Raw genomic sequence first — 18,592 nt, 5'->3', positions numbered from 1 at the left:
GAAAGAAGTCTAAGCAGTAAAAACCGTCCGTGCTGTTGAATTGCCTTTGTGCTTGAAAGTTACCTTTCTCGCAGAAAGGAGGTGATCCAGCCGCACTTTCCAGTACGGCTACCTTGTTACGACTTCACCCCCCTTACCGAGCGTACCTTCGGCGCCGTCCTCCGTAATGGTTAGACTAACGACTTCGGGTACCCCCAACTCGGGTGGTGTGACGGGCGGTGTGTACAAGGCCCGGGAACGTATTCACCGCGCCGTGCTGATGCGCGATTACTAGCGATTCCACCTTCATGGAGTCGAGTTTCAGACTCCAATCCGAACTGAGGTTGGCTTTTTGCGTTTCGCTTGACCTCGCGGTTTTGCTTCGCTCTGTACCAACCATTGTAGCACGTGTGTAGCCCAGGACATAAGGGCCATGATGACTTGACGTCGTCCCCACCTTCCTCCGGTTTGTCACCGGCAGTCTTGTCTGAGTCCCCAACTAAATGATGGTAACGGACAATAGGGGTTGCGCTCGTTGCGGGACTTAACCCAACACCTCACGGCACGAGCTGACGACAGCCATGCAGCACCTGTAAAACCGTCCCGAAGGAGGGCGTAATCTCTTACGCTTTCGGTTCTATGTCAAGCCCTGGTAAGGTTCCTCGCGTATCATCGAATTAAACCACATGCTCCACCGCTTGTGCGGGCCCCCGTCAATTCCTTTGAGTTTCACCGTTGCCGGCATACTCCCCAGGCGGTGCACTTAACGCGTTAGCTACGGCACCGAGTCTTAAGACCCGACACCTAGTGCACATCGTTTACGGCGTGGACTACCAGGGTATCTAATCCTGTTTGCTCCCCACGCTTTCGCACCTCAGCGTCAGTTCATAGCCAGGAGCTCGCCTTCGCCACTGATGTTCTTCCAGATATCTACAGATTTCACCCCTACACCTGGAATTCCAGCTCCCCCTCTTGAACTCAAGCCTAATAGTTTCCAGTGCGTTCCCGCAGTTAAGCTGCGGTCTTACACACCAGACTTACTAAGCCGCCTGCGTGCCCTTTACGCCCAATAATTCCGAACAACGCTCGCCCCATACGTGTTACCGCGGCTGCTGGCACGTAATTAGCCGGGGCTTATTCATGGACTAATGTCATCATACCGGCATTCCCTCCGATACTTATTCTTCATCCATAAAAGGGCTTTACAACGTTTCCGCCTTCTTCACCCACGCGGCGTCGCTCCGTCAGACTTTCGTCCATTGCGGAAGATTCTTAGCTGCTGCCTCCCGTAGGAGTCTGGGCCGTATCTCAGTCCCAGTGTGGCCGTTCACCCTCTCAGGCCGGCTACTGATCGTCGCCTTGGTAGGCTCTTACCCCACCAACTAGCTAATCAGCCGCAGGCTCATCCAAAGGCGAGGCCGAAGCCCCTTTCCTTATTTCACCACAGTAAAATAAGCTCATTCGGTATTACCCTGTGTTTCCACAGGCTATCCCCAACCTCTGGGCAGATCACCTACGTGTTACTCACCCGTTCGCCACTCGTCAGCGCCCGAAGGCCTGTTACCGTCCGACTTGCATGCTTAAAACGCGCCGCCAGCGTTCGTTCTGAGCCAGGATCAAACTCTCCATGATATAATTCTGTCTCATAAAGAGACAGTCTTGTTTCATTAAAGTATGTTTGCAATCCTTCTCGCTAAACCAATTGACTGGTCGCTTCGCACGAGCAGTTCCTACCACTCGTTCTTGACTTCTTTCCCTTCTCTATTTCCTGTTAAAGAGCGTTCAATACCGCGCACAACACTGTCGTGGTGCTTGCCGGTGAGGATGTACAATATAGCATCGTTCCGGTTTTGTCAAGCAGGTCAACCAAGAACCACAGAATGTTGGGAACAGATCCCGGCTCTATGATTCAGGGACAAACCGCGAAGGTTTGTAATGTCTGCGCGTGAGGGTGGAGAATAGCAAGGGGGATGGAGAATGTCAAGGTCCGGCGTACGGTTTTTTTGCTCCGTGGCGGAGGACCGGGCATTGGAATCACCCTAAGAAAAACACTATATACAATTTCAACGATCCCGGCTTGTTGTACTGGGGGATTGCTCGAGTTCCAGGCGCTTAATCTTGAGCGATTCCGATTCCAGAAAGAGTTCCTGTTGGCGGAGATCGAGTTCACGCTTCCGCAGACTGAGACGCCGCCAGCCGAGGATTCCGAGGCCAAGGATTGTGGGTACTCCCAGACCAAGGACTATGGTGATCACCATTTGCGTGATCCAATAGGTGTTTGAATACATACGGGCTCCCTGTGTTGTAATGGGCCGTTTTAAGACACGGCGGTTTCAAGGGGATTTTATCGCATTTTTTTGGGTCCACAATGGGTTTTAAAAAAATTGTTGTTGCTATCCCCTGAGTCGGGACACGGGTAGTTCAGCTATATCCGGTGTGATTTACAGGCTTTTGCGCACAATCTAAGGGTTTTGGCGGGAAAAGACCTTGCCACGGTAGGATTACATGAATTGGCAAGAATTAGCGTCACCAGGGAGGCTTCGGTATGTTATTATAATGAGAAATCACGACAATGCAGGAGGTTTGTATGAGCAAACGTATGGCACTGGTGGTAGTGTTGGCCATGCTGATGGTCGGTACTGCCGCAGGACAGATCGTCGCTGACCGCTTTGCCAGTTTGGCAGACTGGACTCCCGGACCCGGGCAGTGGTCAGCCAGAAATGGACGCTTGGTTCAGGCCAACGAATCTGAGGCTTTAGCCCGGATAGACCGGCGGGTCGATCAGTCCCGTCCCTACGTGGTGGAGTTCTCGGTACGGTACGAGGGCGGCGGGTATGCTGACGCCCAGGCTCTGAGAAATGAGCGGTACCACGGGGGCTTTGGTATCCAACTAGGGGTTGAGAATCCGGCTCTGGGAAGACGCGCCTGGGGTCATGGTCAGAGCTACCTGCTTTGGGTGAACCTGGATACCCGGCCCGAGACCCGTCAGAATTACCCGGAACACTACGGTTTGCGCCTCCAGGTGTATGAGAGCGCCAGTAATTCACGGATGTTCCTGGAACGGGATGCCCGAATCCGCAGAGATCCGGTTACCAGTCGGTATGCTGTGGATGACAGATTGAGCATGGATTATTTGCGGGTTCTCTCGGATATGGGAGTGACGCTCCGAGCCTCGGATGTCGCCTCTCTTTTTGCTCAGGAGGCCACAATCCGCTTGAGTGTTGATCCTCGGACCGGTATTGTTTCAGCAACCCTGCCCGGACTTCCTTCACCGGTTAGCTTTTCCCTTCCTAATCCTGAACTTCTTCGTGGGACACATATTTCTTTACGGACCAATAGTATTGCAGCGAGCTTCGATAATTTCAGAGTGGTCCGACAGTAGCCAATGCTGGAAAGACGGACGTCCCAACCGACTCTAAACTAGTGTTCGGTTTGCCTGGGTAATTCTGCTGTCTTTCCGGATCATACCCTTACCTTCCTAGCTTCTCACCAAGAGGCAGCGGCTAACACCGCTGCCTCGGTATGCGGGTATGTGCTGTTCTATTTTATCCCCAGGAGGTTAGCCCCAGGAGGCTGTAATTTTGCTGCTGACGACCATACCCCTGGCAGGGTGCGTGGGTGGAGTCGCTGTTTCCGGGGTTGTTACCTTTGCGTGTACACAGAGGGTTCGATACTCAGTGCCTAATACAATGTATAGTGCGCAAAAGGTTGTAAACGGCACCAGATATAGCGGTGCAACCTATAAGTTCACCCATGGTGTGGTGTCGCCGGGGTCAAAAGTTACAACCTTTTGCGCACTATCAATACAAGTGAGCCAGGGGCGATTTCTGAAGCCTGATGGAGACGGGTTATTGTTTCATTTCCCCGTTGCCTGGTACAGGATCGCAGAACAGGCGCCCCCCACCCTCTGAACTCACGGGTCCCCCGGGCACGTCCAACTGCCCTAGGCATGCTGCAGCGGGTCGGTGATCGGACGCCGCTTTTATCCCAAGATACGAGGAGGAAGGATTGCACCGGGGCTGCACAATAAACTACACTTTGGAGTAATGACGATGCATCTCAGGTTTTTCTTAGTCTTAGTAGTTTTTGCTGCCTTCGGCATAGTACGCTCTCCCTCCCTACCCGCACAGGTGCCCCACCATGATCAATCCGGACATACTCAGACCGAGGAACCTGGTACCCCTCAGAATCTGGTCTTTGGTATGGACCAGGACTATATTCCCCTGAGTTTTTTGGATGATGGGGAAGCCCGGGGGTTTGATATTGATCTCGTTAAGGCTCTATCGTTAGAAATGGGCGTTGCCATAACTAAAAAACTGGATACCTGGCATAGGACCCTTGAATCATTGGAAACCGGGGGAGTTGATGCCGTTTCTGGTATTGTCAAATCTGCAGGTCGGGCAGAGAACATGGATTTCAGCATTCCATACCTGGTGGAGTCTTATACGGTGTTTTATAGGAAGAATCTCTCGGTAACCCTGGGCAGCCTGGAGGGGTTCCACGGAGTCATTCTCAAGGGTGATATAGCCATCGAAAAGTATGTTGTACCATCGGGATTATCAGAGTCGGTTGAACTGGTGCCTACATATTCTGAGGCCTTTCAACTAATTGAGCAGGGAAAGGCGGATTATACCATCGCACCCTTTAGTCTTGGGCGATACGTTCTGCGAGATCGGGGGTACCAACATGTGGCCGAATCCGGGCGCAGTCTTTTTTCCGTAGCGTATCGGTTCGGCGTGGAGAAAGGAAACCAGGAGCTGCTTTCTACCTTGAACGATGCCTTGAGTTCATTGATTGCCAAGGGAAAAACCAAGGAACTGAGCTCAACCTGGCAGTTTTTCCAGTATTTCCCACTATCACAGGCATCGCCTCCCTCCCAGTTTCTACTACTTTTGGTCTCTTCAATATTTGGTATTGCCCTTGGCGCAATCGTCGGAATACTCCTGTACCGAATAAAAAGTCAAAATCATATTCATCGGCTGGAGCGAGGAATTGCCGAGGGAGATAAGATGCTGCAGATAATCCCTATTCCCCTGATGTGGAAAAAAGAGGGGGATAACCGGATCGGGGTGAATGCTGAACTGTACACAGCGATCCGAGAGCTCTCTCCTGCAAAACAATCATCTTGGGACGGCATCGCAGGCTACCTGAAAGCCAATGGGTATCGGGAGGTTGAACAGATTTATCCTGGGGATTCCCAGAGTTCCCGGTTGATTCTCAGGGCGTACAAGGATCAAAAGGAGATTGAGACATTGTCCTCGACGGTGGAACAGCTCTCTGGCGCAGTGAGCCAAAAGGATCAAACTATTCAGGAACTCAGTGTCCGGGATGATTTGACAGGTCTCTTTAACCGTACCTTTATGTATAGGCAGATTGACCACGAAGTCGTCATGACACAGCGGTATGATTATGCCTTTTCGTTAATTCTCCTGGATATTCGCGGGTTTTCCTCCATCAACCTTCAGTCCGGCTTTGACCGGGCTGATGAACTTTGCTGCGCAGTGGCCGAAGTGGCCTCTACCCATGTTAGGGAGGCCGATATCCTGTCACGGATTAGCGGCGGCCGATTCCTCCTGCTGCTCCCGAACACCAGGGGGCATCAGGCGTATAAAACTACCGAGAAACTGGCCATGGAGTTTTCCCGTACTGCTCAGCTCGCATCCCTTCGGATTGACGCGGCGTATATCGAATGCGACGGCCAGGACCGCAGTGAACTGCTTGCAAGCCTTGAACATACCCTCACCAAACATACCGGGGAGGGAGATCAAGCAGCAATATTACATGCCTCGGGGTGAGCCAGTATGAGTGGTTATACGCTTGGGTAGTTTGTTGTTGGATTATGATTGTTTTAAGAGCCTATTGGAAAAGTCGCTTACAGTTGGCATGTGTGGTAATATGGAATGTTACATTATTTACTATTAATGATGTAATGCAGTTAGTTCAAACCATGGTTCATTCAAACCTGTGTTTCGAAAGAACCTCTTATGTAATAAACGGGAAGGAACCCTCGGATGAATAATTGGACGAAATTTGAAGCACGATTTACCTTTGTCTTGGCCGCTCTGACGGCGATACTGATTGTTATTATCCTCTTAGTATCTCAGTTTGATTTTCAGTCGGAGGGTGCGGCAGGAATTGATTACCAACTCTGGGTGAATCAAAGCAACGTCAGAAAATCTGCCACCCAGCTGGCGGACCGAGACGGGGCGTACCAGGAACTGTCGGCAGACTCCTTTTCCACATCCAGCTTATATGCATATCTGTGGATTGAGATACAGAATAATCAGGATCGTGAACGCTCCGTGATGTTTGCTAATAGAAATTCTAATTATTACACAGAACTGTTAGCCCCAAAACCAAGCGGCGCGGTCACCATGTTCCGTCATGGCGATATTGTGCCGACGTATCAGACTCCCGTCAGAAGCCTGAATGCCGCATTTCCGCTATCGGTCCCGGGAAAGTCCACTCGAACCGTGGTGGTGGAATTCCACGGCCCTCGGGGAATTTTGATTACCCCGGAGTTACTTGGGGTTACGGAATTCACAAACCGCACGGTGACGGAACGTTCGTTGATCGGAGGGATAACCGGTTCGTTTCTCACCTTAGTGATTGTCAGTATTCTAGGGGGCATACTCCTGAGGGAGAGGGTTTTCTTTGTGATTGCAGCCTTTGATACCTCAGTGTTCCTCTTTTTTCTACGCCAGAGCCGGGCTTTGCTGCTGTATTTTGATACCCTGGTGTATCCCGAATGGCTGTTTCCCCTTACGATTTTCTTAAATATGGCGGGAGCCTACGTACTGGCTGAGGGGTTATTTTCCCGGGAACTGCCAAAAAGCATACGGTATTTTCTCAGAAGCATGCTGGGAATCGGATTGGTTCTGGTTGTCATAAGCGGCTTTATGATTCCCTACCAAATCGCGGATATTTTAAACCTGCTGTCGATACTAATGCTGCTTTCTCTGGGATTTCCGATTGCCTTAGTGATTCGAAAGAGAGATGTAGAACGAATCTGGATCATTCTAACCTTCGTTCCTTGGGTTGTTATGATGGTGCTGGATATTCTCAGCGGCTTAGGCGGCCTTCGAGAACCTGCCTTTTTGAAATACCGCCAAATCTTCGGACTACTGGCTCACATGTTTTTGGGCAGTTCGGTGCTGTTAAATAGTATATGGCTCCGCTTTCAGAGATCGGTAAAACAGGCACAATCCGAGGTTGAAAGGCTGAGAAGCCAAGCCGACCAGGAACTCCTATCGCTACAAGGCCTTTCTCAATCCATGGTCTTCGAATTACATAACCAGCTTCGCCGGCCGGTGGAAAGCATTATTGCCACCGCCCGGATTTTAAACCGGAAATTCACCAATCCGCAGATCACGGCTGCAACCCAGGTTATTGCAGACGAGGCGATCGCGTTGAAGCACCAAATCCAGCAGACAGCGGGCTGTATTGACGAGGATGACAGGATTTTGGACCGCCCGGATTGCCGACCCTTGGTTGAATTGCGGGAGCAGGAAGATATTGATGAATCAGCAGAGCACGACCATGGTACCATATGGATATTCGAAACAGACGATAGAAAGGCCACCCACCTCGGTCTGCTTCTCCAGGCAGAGGGATACAGAGTGAATACGGCCCACACCGATATAAGTGTTCTCCAAGCGGCAGTTCATCAGAAGGTTGATACACTTATTCTTGACCCAACATCGACTGGTGAGGGAGCCTACCACCTGTGCAGACTGATTAGAGACAATCACAACCTCTTTGAGTTGCCCATCCTGATGATAACCAATTATTATGCCGATCACCTGATGCAAAAGGGCTATGCGGTCGGTGTAAACGACTTCTTGACCCGGCCCTTTGAGGCTTCCGAATTAGCAGTCCGGGTACAAACCTTGGTTCGGCTTAAGCAGATAGCTGGACATAATCTATCACTTTCTCAATCCGAACGGGAGAAAAACGCCTTTCTCTTCTTTCTGACCCACAACGTAAATACCCCGCTGACCATCCTGCTCAATCGTATCCGGGACCTAGGTTCATTGAAACAGTCTGATGATTCAGGTATTGGAGAAATATATGATGACTTAGCGGTCTCCAGCAGGGAGATTAACGATATCGTCCAGAACGTATTGATTTCCTTTCGACTTTCCGATGGGCGCCAAACCGTTCGACTGGAGGATGTAGATTTGCAGGCCCTTCTCCACAGCGTAATTCAAGACCTGAGCCGAAAGGCGGAGAACAAGGACCAGCATCTGAGTCTCGATATACCCCAGGACTGCCCCCAAGCCTACGGCGATTATACGGCAGTGAAGGGGATCCTCTATAATCTCATAGATAATGGTATTAAGTTTACCCCGCCTGGGGGTACTATTACCGTTACGGTTTCTTCGGAAAACCCAATTCTCGTTGAGGTTGCAGACACGGGACCCGGTGTACCCGAGGAGGAAACGAATAAACTCTTCGGACGGTTCGAGAAACTCACTACCCGGCCAACCGGCGGAGAGTCCTCCACGGGGCTTGGGTTGTTCGTCGGCCGAGAACTGGCGCGGATGGTGCAGGGAGATCTTTATTACCGGGTAAATACTCCCCATGGATCCCGCTTTATTCTTCAGTTGACCACATATGAGGAAGAGATTCATGGTTAAGAAACAGTATATCGTGTATCTGGTTCTACTGCTGACCGCAGGATTCAGTATCCTAACCTGGATGAATGCCAGTAAAAATGCCCAAGAACTAGAAGTTTTTATCATCGACCATGAGTTACCCACCATCGGACTTTCCCTGCAGCTGAGCCTGCACATGAAAGCCTTGGTATATAAACAGGCGGGGGAAGCCCTTCTTCAAGATGGATTTATTGAATCCTGGATTCTGAATGGGGAAAGGGATGTTCCCGCACTGATGGATTTCATGGAGAACGTACGGGCACGCCACGGGTTATTAGATGCAAGTCTAGTAAGTGATGAGACCGAGACGTACTACGGTACGGATGGGAGGGTCGTTTCACTCAGCCCGACAACCTGGGAGAGGGATGGATGGTACTACATATTCCGAGAAGCGGTTCGGGACAATGCAGGACAATCGACTATTGATTCTTGGTACTATCCTGAAGAGGACTTTCTAGGCATTTATGTAAATGTTCCTGTATATGACAGCTCAGGAACCTTCCTCGGGGTTACCGGCGGCGGAATAAACGCCGCAGAATTCAGAGAATCCCTAGACGCCTATGAGGAAGCCTTTCCCATCACGGTCTATCTAGCCCGGAGGGACGGCAGCCTTGTTTACTCTTCCAATCCAGATGAGCTGAAACAACCCGTAAGCATAGGAGACAAATGGGGGGATGATTTTTTTGGAGAACTGCAACGGAATCGAACGACCACCGGTGTTGTTCACCAGGGTCAGTGGGTACCAAATGGTGTCATGTGGAGCAGCTACATGGAGGATTGGGATACCTATGTATTGGTGAGATACTGCGGCATGGCCCTGCAGGAGAAAATAGAGAGCGAATGGCGGGATTCGATTCTGAGATCAGGGATTCCCTTGGGGATTGCCTTGGTTCTGATACTTGGCTTCTTTTTTTTGCTGGAACGGAGGGTGAAAGCCCGGTTTTTGGCGGCAGAGAAAAATGTATCGGTTCGAGATTGCCTGCTGTATATGACCACCTGCCTGGTACGTCAATCAAGAAGCGACTTTATCCGCCAGGAATGGTCGGAGCAAAAATTCTCCGATCTTCAGAAGTTACGGTCTGCCCTGGGCATCCGGGGCCTAGGGTCTCGGGACTACCCCTCCTTCGAGCAGTTTTCAGTAGCACGCATTCTTCATGAGTTGATTCTTGACCTCACGCCTATGGCAGTACAGAGTGATGTTGCATTCCATGCCACTATACCGGAGGAGGTAGCGTCCAGAGCAGGATTGCCAGGAATCACGAGATTATTGTTGGAGGACCTATTTGTTCGGTTTTTGATAAACGCAGAAGCAGGTGCCGCGATCCTGGTGGGGTTGACGGATCGGGAAAATCCCAGAGTATCAGTGGTTTTCCAGACAAAACAGCCGTTTTCGCACCCTGATCTGGAGCTGTGCAGCCGGGTTTTGGGGGATTACATTGGAATCACCCTGGAAACCCAGTCAGGCCAAGAAGGGGGAACTATCTACAGAATTAGCTTTCCCCATGGTCATTCAGAGTGCCCTAGTTGACCAGAGAGGGAATACTCAGCCTGAATCCGCGACCCCTGACGGTTTGCAGGAAGGCGGGTCTGTCCGGATTATCTTCTATAAGGCTGCGGAGTTGTCGGATGTGGACATACAGGGTATTGGAACTGGCCTCCTCCCAGTTTTCCCAACAATGGTGGAGGATGGTTTCCTTGGCGATGGTTTGATTAGGACTCTGGGCGAGAAACAGGAGGATGTCGAAGAGCTTTTGCCGCATTTCAATGAGGACCCCCTCTTTGTAAACCTCGCAGGTACGGAGGTTGAGACTGAAGGGTGGCAGGGTTAGGTCTTCCTCAATAAACTGAACATTTTGTTTTGACCGAATTTGTTCTCTTCTCTTCAGCTGCCGCTGCACCCGGACCAACAACTCATCTGAATAAAATGGCTTCGTCAGGTAGTCATCGCAGCCGATTTGAAATCCATCCACCTTCACGGAGACATCGGTACAGGTAGACACGATGATTACCGGCAGAAATTCATTCTGCCGACGGATGAGCTTGAGGATCTCGAGACCGTGGGTATCGCCTAGCATGAGATCTAGCAGGACAAGGTCAAAGTCTTCATGACGGAGTCTCGAGATGGCCGACTCACCGGAATCTGCAAGGGTTACGAGATAGCCGCTGGATTCTAGGGTCTTTCCGATGTATTTTCTAAGCTGGAGATTGTCTTCAACGATTAGTATGTTCGTGCTGCCATTCATGACTTGGATTATAGCATCTCAATCTTAACTGGAGCTTAAACTAGGGCGTTAACCTGTTTTTTTCTTAAATAGTGCGCAAAAGGTTGTAACCCTGCCCCTCGACGGCACTATTCCTGGGGTTGAAACCGGGGTGGCGCCGCTAAATCTGGCGTAGTTTACACGCTTTTGCGCACTATATTTTTCTTATAGTCAGGGGTTGTAACCATGGTGACTGACAACCGACCCTTGGATCTCGTGCCTGGTTAGCACGGCACCGTTCCGGTGTAGGTTACGCTCTTGGACTCACCTTCTTTGGTCTTGAGAGGCTCTTTACGGTAAATGGAGAATGTATGAAACAGGGGAAAATGGATGAAATTCCGGGTCAAGGAAGGGCTTTGAGGGGAGAAGCTTGGTTGGGGGCGACTATGGGGGTTGTACGGCTCGATTCCTTGAGCCGGTTTTTTTGCTCCCGGCTTTGGTTACTCATACTGCTTTTCAGTATAACCCTCGCAGGATGCACCAGCATCCCCCAGGATTTCCCGCCAGAAGTCTGTGTTACCTTGGACCATCTTAAATCCGATCTCATTGACAGCTCTCCGGAGTTGGTGTCGATTAGCGGATTTGACAACCTGAGAGCCTATGCATCGACCTTTACCTTGGATAGCACCCTGCAGCGGGCCGGGTATCTGAGCACCGATGAGTACCAGGTTTTTGTGAGCACCCACCATCCCCCCGAGGGGATCGGGGTGAAGGGATCGGTGCTGGTGATCCACGGCTACACCGCCCATGGCGGGCATATGGCAGAGCTTACATCCCATCTGGTGAACAAGGGATGGCGGGTGTGGCTTATGGATCTACCGGGTCACGGAATGTCTACGGGGGGGCGGTATGCAATAGACGATTTTCGCCAGTACGCCGAAGCGGTCCGGACGGTGTGGGTAAAGCTTACAGGGGAGTCTGAGGGGCCCTTCGTCATGATTGGCCACAGTACCGGCTGTACTGCCATACTGGAGCTACTCATCCAGTACCACCTTGGGGAGAATCCGGAGAAGATCCTGGAAACCCTTCCCCGGGGTATTATTTTGGGCGCGCCGTTGATCGACCTTCCGTCCCGGGAATTACGATGGGTGTTCAACCGTTTGGCAGGTAACCATTCCATTCATCTAACTGGGTGGATGCAGCAATTAGCCGCCTTTAGTCCCGGGGTGAGCACCAGCGATGAGTATATCCGGTTTACCCTGCAGGGAGATCCGCTGTATGAACCGGTGTACCATCCCTCCTGGCTCGAAGCATACATCAGGTGGGTACATCACCGTCAACCGGACCTCTATAACGGGAGATTGGTGGGGGGCTATACTGGATCTATGCTCTTGATTCAGGGCACTGCCGATACGGTGGTGGAATGGGAGCGTAACATTGAAATTCTCACCTCTGTGGTGCCGGAGGTGGAGGTGGGGCTGCTTAAAGACTATCCGCATACAATTTTTAATATGGATGAACCTGAGCGTGGGGTTGTTTTTGATAGGGTTTCAGGGTTCCTCTCATCCCTGGCTTCGGAATAGCGATCGCTCATAGATAGCCCTTGGTAGTGGGTACAGGGTTGTGCCATTTGCCCAAGGGCGGCGATAGTCCTAGAGCAGGTCACCGGCAAGCACCCCTTACATGAGTCATACCACCCCTGGGTGCTCCACCCTCCCCAAAAAGCCCGGAACTAAACAGGCCCGGAACTAAAAAAGCCTGGAACTAAAAAGCCCGGCCCTCCGAGGAAGGCCGGGCAAGGCAGGGGGAGGTGCCTTATTTTCGAACTATAACAACGGTCAGGGGATCGAGGGTGATGTTCCCTGCTCCCAACCTGAACCCGGAGGGATCGGCAACCCCTGCAGGTCCGGCTTCATCATTGTCCACTACCACGGTGCCGTCCCGGAGATCCTGATCGAGACTGAGGGTTCGGACCTTGGTATCCGCATTGATGAATACATAGTACACATCGCCGTTGGTAGCCTTCGCACTGAAGGGTAATACGAGATCCACAGCCCGGACCTCTGGTATGTCCAGAAGCTGGACATTAGCCTCTACCAGCTCTTTTGTCCCGAGGCGGAAGGCATCGGTGGAGCGGCGTAGGGATATGAGACCTGCGGTGTAGGCTCTTGTGAGGTTGTTCTCCGGATATGCCTGGGGATCGGTAGCCTTTGCCCAGTCAAACATATTGATGATGTCTGAAGAATCGTAGGAGTCGTGGACAAAATACGGGTAGGCAAAGGGACTGCCATCTCGGTTCGTCATCCGGGTGTCCTTGTGTTCGGGTTTCCCCGGGGCACGCCACTGTTTTGTTCGCCCGTATTCCTGCCCGGCATGGATGAAGGCAACACCTTGGCTGGTTAGCACCATGGCATTACCGATCCGGATTCTCTGGTGGATTTCCCGGTTGTTTTCGGGAACATCGGGATCTTTACGGATCGATTGGGCAATGACGTCGTGGAGGGTCAGGTTGTCGTGGGCTGCGATATAGGGAACCACGTCACCGGGATCATCGGCGGTGAAATTATGAGGCTGTGCTTTGATATTGTCAAAAATCTGTTGAATATTCCGCGGACCGCCGGTAATGAACCGGGGCTGCCCCTCACTGCCGAAACCGGATTTGAGTTCGTTCCGAATCTCATCGGAGAACACTGCTACCCCGTCGGTATGGGCCATCCAATCCTGATCGGCGGGCTGCCGGGGATCCCCGGCATCGCCTGCATAGGTCCGCCATCCTTCCCCAATCACTACAATATTCGGGTTCAGGGCTTTGACGGCATCGTATGCTGCCTGTACGGATTCTGCATCATGATCACCCATCATATCGAAACGGAATCCATCAACTTTGAACTCCCTGGTCCAATAGGAAAGGGCATCAACCATCACCTTCCGGCTCATCGCATGGGTGGTACCGAGACGACCGCCGCCAAAACTGGTTCGGGGTGTTCCGTCGGCATCCATGAAGTGGTAGTACCCGGGAGCCAGATCCTCAAATATTCTTAGATCGGCGGTGTGATTGAATACCACGTCTAAAATAACCCCCATGCCGCGGTCATGAATCGCCTGGACAAGGGCTTTAAACTCTTCGATCCGGCGCTCCGGATCATCCGGATTTTCTGAGTACATACCGCTGAGGGAGAAGTAACTATGGGGGTCGTAGCCCCAGTTATAGTTATTATCCTTGGCGGAGTATTCCATTTCGCGCTGCCGGGTGGCGTAGTCATCTCCCCACTTATAACTCATTACCGGCAAGAGCTGAATATGAGTTACTCCCAGGGACTGAATATATTCCAGGCGGTCAATGATGGCCTGGAAGGTGCCGAAGGGTGCGGATAACTCCCCTTCAATGGAGGGGTCTACGGTAAGATCCCGGACATGGGCCTCCCAGATAATGGCGTCTTCCTCCTTGGTGAACCCGGGGATGGACGCGTACTCTAATCGAGGTCCGATAGCTGCCACATCGGCAGTGATGGCGCCTTTGCCAATCTCGTAAATAGCATTATTGAAGGGTGCCATGGACTTTGCATAGGGATCTAGGGCTAACCGAGTATTCCCGTCCCCGGAGGCGTCTACCTTGTAGTGATAGTAGTAGCCCCGAAGGTTTGAAACACCGGTATTGCCGGAATCAAGGACCACGGACCATACACCGTCATCTCCCTTTGTCATGGGAATATCATCACGGATAACCCTGTCCTGATCGTCCTTATCGTAGAGAACAACCGAGACCCGGGCTACCATGGGAGACCACATTTTCAGTAGGGCGGAACCATCGTTTTGGAGGAAGGGACCCAGCTCCCCGTCATAGGCGTATTCGCCGTCTACGTACTGCCAACCCACGGTGGCAGTAACCGTCTTTTCATCGTAGGTAACGGTGTAGGGTGCTAGGTCTATATCTATGGGGAGAGAAATTTCTATCGTTTTTCCATCAGCCTTTACCTCCACTCCAGACGGAATTACCATTGTTCCGTCGGCCTGTTCAATCGCCAAATCCTGGACTAGGTCGTCGGCCTTCAAGCCCTGGGTGGAAATAAATGTAGCCTTGATGGAGGAGTTGCTGGCCACGGTGGCCGATACAATTCCAACGGGTTTTGCATAGCTTGGAGTCACATATACCTCATCATCACCCTGCCGGATCCAAACACGGTTATACTGGTCGAGCATGGCAAAGCTCTTGTCGCCGCCATCCTTCCCGGAATCCCCCAGGGTGCGGTCCACCGCCAGAAATCCAACCTGACTCGCCCCTTCTTTCAGAGGAATATCGTAGTATGCCCCGAATTCGTCAATTCCTGTTTTGGGCAGTCCCTCAGGCCAGCCGTCGGCACTCTCCCAGGTAGTATCGTTCCAGATCCACAGGACATAGTTTTCGTAGTTACCGTCATCCCGAGTGTAGTGTACCCGTAGGGTATTTTCAGGGATTTGAACGGGTTTGGTGAGCATGACCTCATCCGAACCCTCCACGAGCCAAAGCTCGCGAACCGCCGGGAAATTGAAGTCGATTATCTTATCGCCACCGTCTTTTCCGGCATCCCCCAGGGTCTTTTCTACTACAACCATACCCAGCTTCATGGCATCGGATTTTACCGGAACATCGTAGTAGGCTCCGTAGCTGTCAACCCCGGCCTTTTCTAACCCGTTGGGCCAGCCGCCGTCACTTTCCCAGGTTGTATCGTTCCAGATCCAGAGAACATAGTTCTCATAGTTCCCGTCGGTCCGCTGGTAGTGCACCCGGACGGTATTCTCTGGTATGGCTGCTGCAGCCTGGACTTCCCCGGCAGCCTGGGCACCGTCAACAGTACCCGGTGCGGATGCACAGGAAACAGCGAGAAATAGGACGGCTAACAGTCCTATCACAAATCTCAGTTTTGATTTCATTGAAACCCCCTTGTAGATGTGGGGTAATTCTAGAATGGAAATCAAACCTACTCCCCGGGCCGGCCGGGCGGTAGATTTGATGAGTTGCCCCCTAGTAATGTACCCCCTGGGTAGCCCACATGGTTTTGCTGGTTAAGGCGATCGAATCACCCTAAACCGGTTTACAAACCCATCCCCCGGACTACGGTTTAAAATTGTACGGCGTGCCCGGCGATCCGTCAAGATTTTTCTGGATAGGGTGATTTGAATGTCCGGGACACTGCCACCTTCCGAGGGGGGCCATTCAACCCCGTTCAACCATGCCAAGGCTGTGGGTAGGTGATTCCGGTTCCGGGCAGGAATGCATTTCCATCTTTTCGATCCCGGGGTTTTCAGGGTACTATGGCCCAATGAAACAACCTGTGTACGTAACCGGCCACATCAATCCCGATATGGATTGCACCGTGGCTTCCTATAGTTATGCCTACCTAAAGGCAAAGTTGGACAATTCAAGAACCTTTATTCCGATCCGTTGCGGAGCCTTGAATGATCAAACCAAGGCGGCATTTAAGAAAGCCAACATTGCTCCTCCTGAGCTGTATAAAAATCTATACGCCACCGTGGGGGATGTGGTTAAAACCGAGTATATGGCCCTGAAACCGGAAAGCCCCATTCTCGAGGCGGCACGGATCTTCTACCAGGAAAACATCAGTTTACTGCCCATATTAAAGGACGAGGATTATGTTGGCTCTATTTCGGTAAACGAGGTCTCAAGCTACCTGGTGAGCCAGTCAAGTATGGGTCGGCCCATGCACGAGTTCTTGGTGGACAACATTCCCCATGTAATTCCCGGGGTGTTTCTCAAGCGCGGGGCCGAACATAGTTTTAAGGCACCGATTATGACCGGGGCCATGCCCTTCGACGTGTATCTTACACGAATGAACGATCTCATGACCAAACCCATTCTGGTGGTGGGCAACCGGCAGAAAATCCTCCAACATGCCATCGAAAATGAACTGCCCGCCATCGTGATTACCGGACTGGATGATCCGGATCAACTCTCGGTGGACATCTCGGCGTATCCGGGTACCGTTTTCTTGTCCAATGCCGATACGGCCGAGTCAATACGGCTACTGCGGATGAGCGTACCGGTGTACACCATAGCCAATAAATCCCTTCCCAAGGTCCAACAGGATATGGGTTTCGAGGAGGCAAAGCATCTTCTTATGGACTCGGAACATCGGGGTTTGCCGGTATTCGAGGGTGACCGTTTTATCGGCATTGTCACCCGGCGTTCCTTCATTGAAAAACCGGTGAAGGACCTTATTATGGTGGATCACAACGAAATCCACCAAAGCATAACGGGGGCTGATGAAGCACGGATTGTTGAGATTATTGACCATCACCGCTTCGGGGCGGAAAAAACCCTGATGCCTATTTATATCGCCAGCAAACCAGTTGGGTCCAGTTCTACCATTGTATTTCAACACTTCAAGATGCACGGCATCTACATGCCGCCCCACATCGCCCTACTCCTCTTTTCGGGTATCATCAGCGATACGGTTAATATGAAGAGCCCTACCGCCACTTCCGAAGATGCGACAGCCCTCCAGGAGCTTGCAGCAGTGACCGGTTTAAATCCCGATGAATACGCCAAGGAGATGTTCAGCCAATTAAAGGCCTTGGAAGAACGCGACCCCCGGGAGGTTGTCCTGGCGGATTTCAAGACCTATTCACAGTTTGGAAAATCCGTGGGAATCGGCCAGGTAGAGGTAATCAGTCTCGAAGGGGTACAGGAGCTTGTTTCGGGCTTTCAGGAAGCTCTCGCATCCGTGGCCAAGGAAAAACATCTGGACTGGACGATGTTGCTAATTACCGATGTTATGAAACAGGATAGCTATCTGGTGAGCCAGGGGCCTGATCAACTAGAGGGCGGGTTACTATACCAGCGGTTGGACGAAGGTATCTTCTTTTTACCCCAGATTCTCTCCCGAAAAAAACAGGTGTTGCCGGAGATTCTCCGGGTTTTGGAAGATCAGAGTAAGTGAGAAAACCTCGTATGAAGCCGGGACGATCCTTCGGGATCGGCGGCTCTACCCGGAGTTAGTCCGGAGTGAGCCTGGTGTCGATCCGGAGCCGGTCCGGAGTTAGCCTCGTGCACCCCCGGAGGTTGTCCGGTGCACGGTTCGTTTAAATCCCGCTTTGAAAGAACCTCTACGGTTTTTTGTAGTGTGCAAAAGGCTGTAAACGACACCGATATAGCAGAGTAATCCATACGTTCACGTATGTGGTAGTGTCGCCAGGGTACAATGTTACAACCTTTTGCGCACTAGGCATTTTTTTTGTGCACCAAAAAAGGTTCCGGGAACACCGGAACCTTTTTCAGTTCTGCTGGGAAGTGGTACGGAACCATCCCGGGGCCGACCCTAAGAAATCTGGATTTTCCGGGGCTTAACCGCTTCTTTCATACCCAGCTCCAGAGTAAGCACCCCTCTGCTCATGGAGGCAGTAATCTTCTCCGGATCGATGGTTTCATCCAAGGTGTAGGTTTTGCTATACCTTCCAACGGGACGTTCGCGTAGAACATAGCGCCCCTGGGGTCGCTCGTCCTGGGGCTTTTCAGCCTGAATCCGCAGCTGGCTTCCCTCCACCTGAATATCGAGATCAGCCTTTTCGACGCCCGGCATCTCAAGCCGGACCAATACACTCCCCTCTTCCTCACAGATATCAGCCAGGGGATTAATCATCCGTCGGGATGTATCTGTACGAGCATCCTTCGGGCTGGTGTCCTGTTTAACAATCTTGTTGGCCATAGTGTATCCTCCTTCCACTAGATTGGATGACCGGGGGTCGCAATGCCCCCCG

10 protein-coding genes and 1 rRNA gene are annotated in these 18,592 nt (G+C 51.6%); 6 read left to right on the top strand and 5 right to left on the bottom strand.

Annotated features, from left to right (window positions below):
• Positions 1 to 74: 74 nt before the first annotated feature.
• Positions 75 to 1,611 (bottom strand): 16S ribosomal RNA (locus DC28_RS07065).
• A gap of 431 nt (positions 1,612 to 2,042) precedes the next feature.
• Positions 2,043 to 2,267 carry a hypothetical protein gene (locus DC28_RS07060; RefSeq protein WP_037547229.1) on the bottom strand — a complete coding sequence of 75 codons (225 nt, stop codon included), beginning with the start codon at positions 2,265 to 2,267 and terminating at the stop codon, positions 2,043 to 2,045.
• 299 nt (positions 2,268 to 2,566) lie between these two features.
• Between DC28_RS07060 and DC28_RS07055 the strand changes: the two genes are divergently transcribed.
• The 4 genes from DC28_RS07055 to DC28_RS07040 all read left to right on the top strand — a co-directional run bounded on the left by DC28_RS07055 (position 2,567) and on the right by DC28_RS07040 (position 10,164).
• The gene (locus DC28_RS07055; protein WP_037547228.1) at positions 2,567 to 3,361 is read left to right on the top strand and encodes a hypothetical protein; all 795 of its coding nucleotides are present in this window, start codon (positions 2,567 to 2,569) and stop codon (positions 3,359 to 3,361) included.
• Between the two features lie 664 nt (positions 3,362 to 4,025).
• Complete coding sequence (locus DC28_RS07050) at positions 4,026 to 5,774, top strand: transporter substrate-binding domain-containing protein (RefSeq protein ID WP_081942035.1); 1,749 nt, start codon at positions 4,026 to 4,028, stop codon at positions 5,772 to 5,774.
• A 216-nt stretch (positions 5,775 to 5,990) separates the two neighbouring features.
• Positions 5,991 to 8,618 (top strand): ATP-binding protein, encoded by a 2,628-nt coding sequence (locus DC28_RS07045; RefSeq protein WP_037547224.1) that lies wholly within the window; start codon positions 5,991 to 5,993, stop codon positions 8,616 to 8,618.
• Complete coding sequence (locus DC28_RS07040) at positions 8,611 to 10,164, top strand: cache domain-containing protein (RefSeq protein WP_037547222.1); 1,554 nt, start codon at positions 8,611 to 8,613, stop codon at positions 10,162 to 10,164. Before DC28_RS07045 ends, DC28_RS07040 begins: the two co-directional genes overlap by 8 nt.
• Here the strand turns inward: DC28_RS07040 and DC28_RS07035 are convergent.
• A complete protein-coding gene (locus DC28_RS07035) occupies positions 10,157 to 10,879 on the bottom strand; it encodes a response regulator transcription factor (RefSeq protein ID WP_037547220.1) in 723 nt (240 codons plus the stop codon). The two genes, DC28_RS07040 and DC28_RS07035, sit on opposite strands and share 8 nt — an antisense overlap.
• A 329-nt stretch (positions 10,880 to 11,208) precedes the next feature.
• Here DC28_RS07035 and DC28_RS07030 point away from each other — a divergent pair, with 329 nt between their 5' ends.
• A complete protein-coding gene (locus DC28_RS07030) occupies positions 11,209 to 12,420 on the top strand; it encodes an alpha/beta hydrolase (protein WP_037547218.1) in 1,212 nt (403 codons plus the stop codon).
• Positions 12,421 to 12,652: 232 nt separating this feature from the next.
• Here DC28_RS07030 and DC28_RS07025 read toward each other — a convergent pair whose 3' ends face one another.
• Positions 12,653 to 15,748: a pullulanase gene (locus DC28_RS07025; protein ID WP_052078587.1), complete on the bottom strand. Its 3,096-nt coding sequence runs from the start codon at positions 15,746 to 15,748 to the stop codon at positions 12,653 to 12,655.
• A 389-nt stretch (positions 15,749 to 16,137) separates the two neighbouring features.
• Between DC28_RS07025 and DC28_RS07020 the strand changes: the two genes are divergently transcribed.
• Positions 16,138 to 17,775, top strand: a complete 1,638-nt coding sequence (locus DC28_RS07020; protein WP_037547270.1) for a putative manganese-dependent inorganic diphosphatase — start codon at positions 16,138 to 16,140, stop codon at positions 17,773 to 17,775.
• A gap of 378 nt (positions 17,776 to 18,153) precedes the next feature.
• Here DC28_RS07020 and DC28_RS07015 read toward each other — a convergent pair whose 3' ends face one another.
• The gene (locus DC28_RS07015) at positions 18,154 to 18,540 is read right to left on the bottom strand and encodes an Hsp20/alpha crystallin family protein (protein WP_037547217.1); all 387 of its coding nucleotides are present in this window, start codon (positions 18,538 to 18,540) and stop codon (positions 18,154 to 18,156) included.
• Positions 18,541 to 18,592: the final 52 nt, after the last annotated feature.

The sequence above is a fragment of the Spirochaeta lutea genome (assembly GCF_000758165.1).
GTDB classification, from domain to species: domain Bacteria; phylum Spirochaetota; class Spirochaetia; order DSM-27196; family Salinispiraceae; genus Spirochaeta_D; species Spirochaeta_D lutea.
This window is presented reverse-complemented; position numbering and strand designations above follow the sequence as displayed.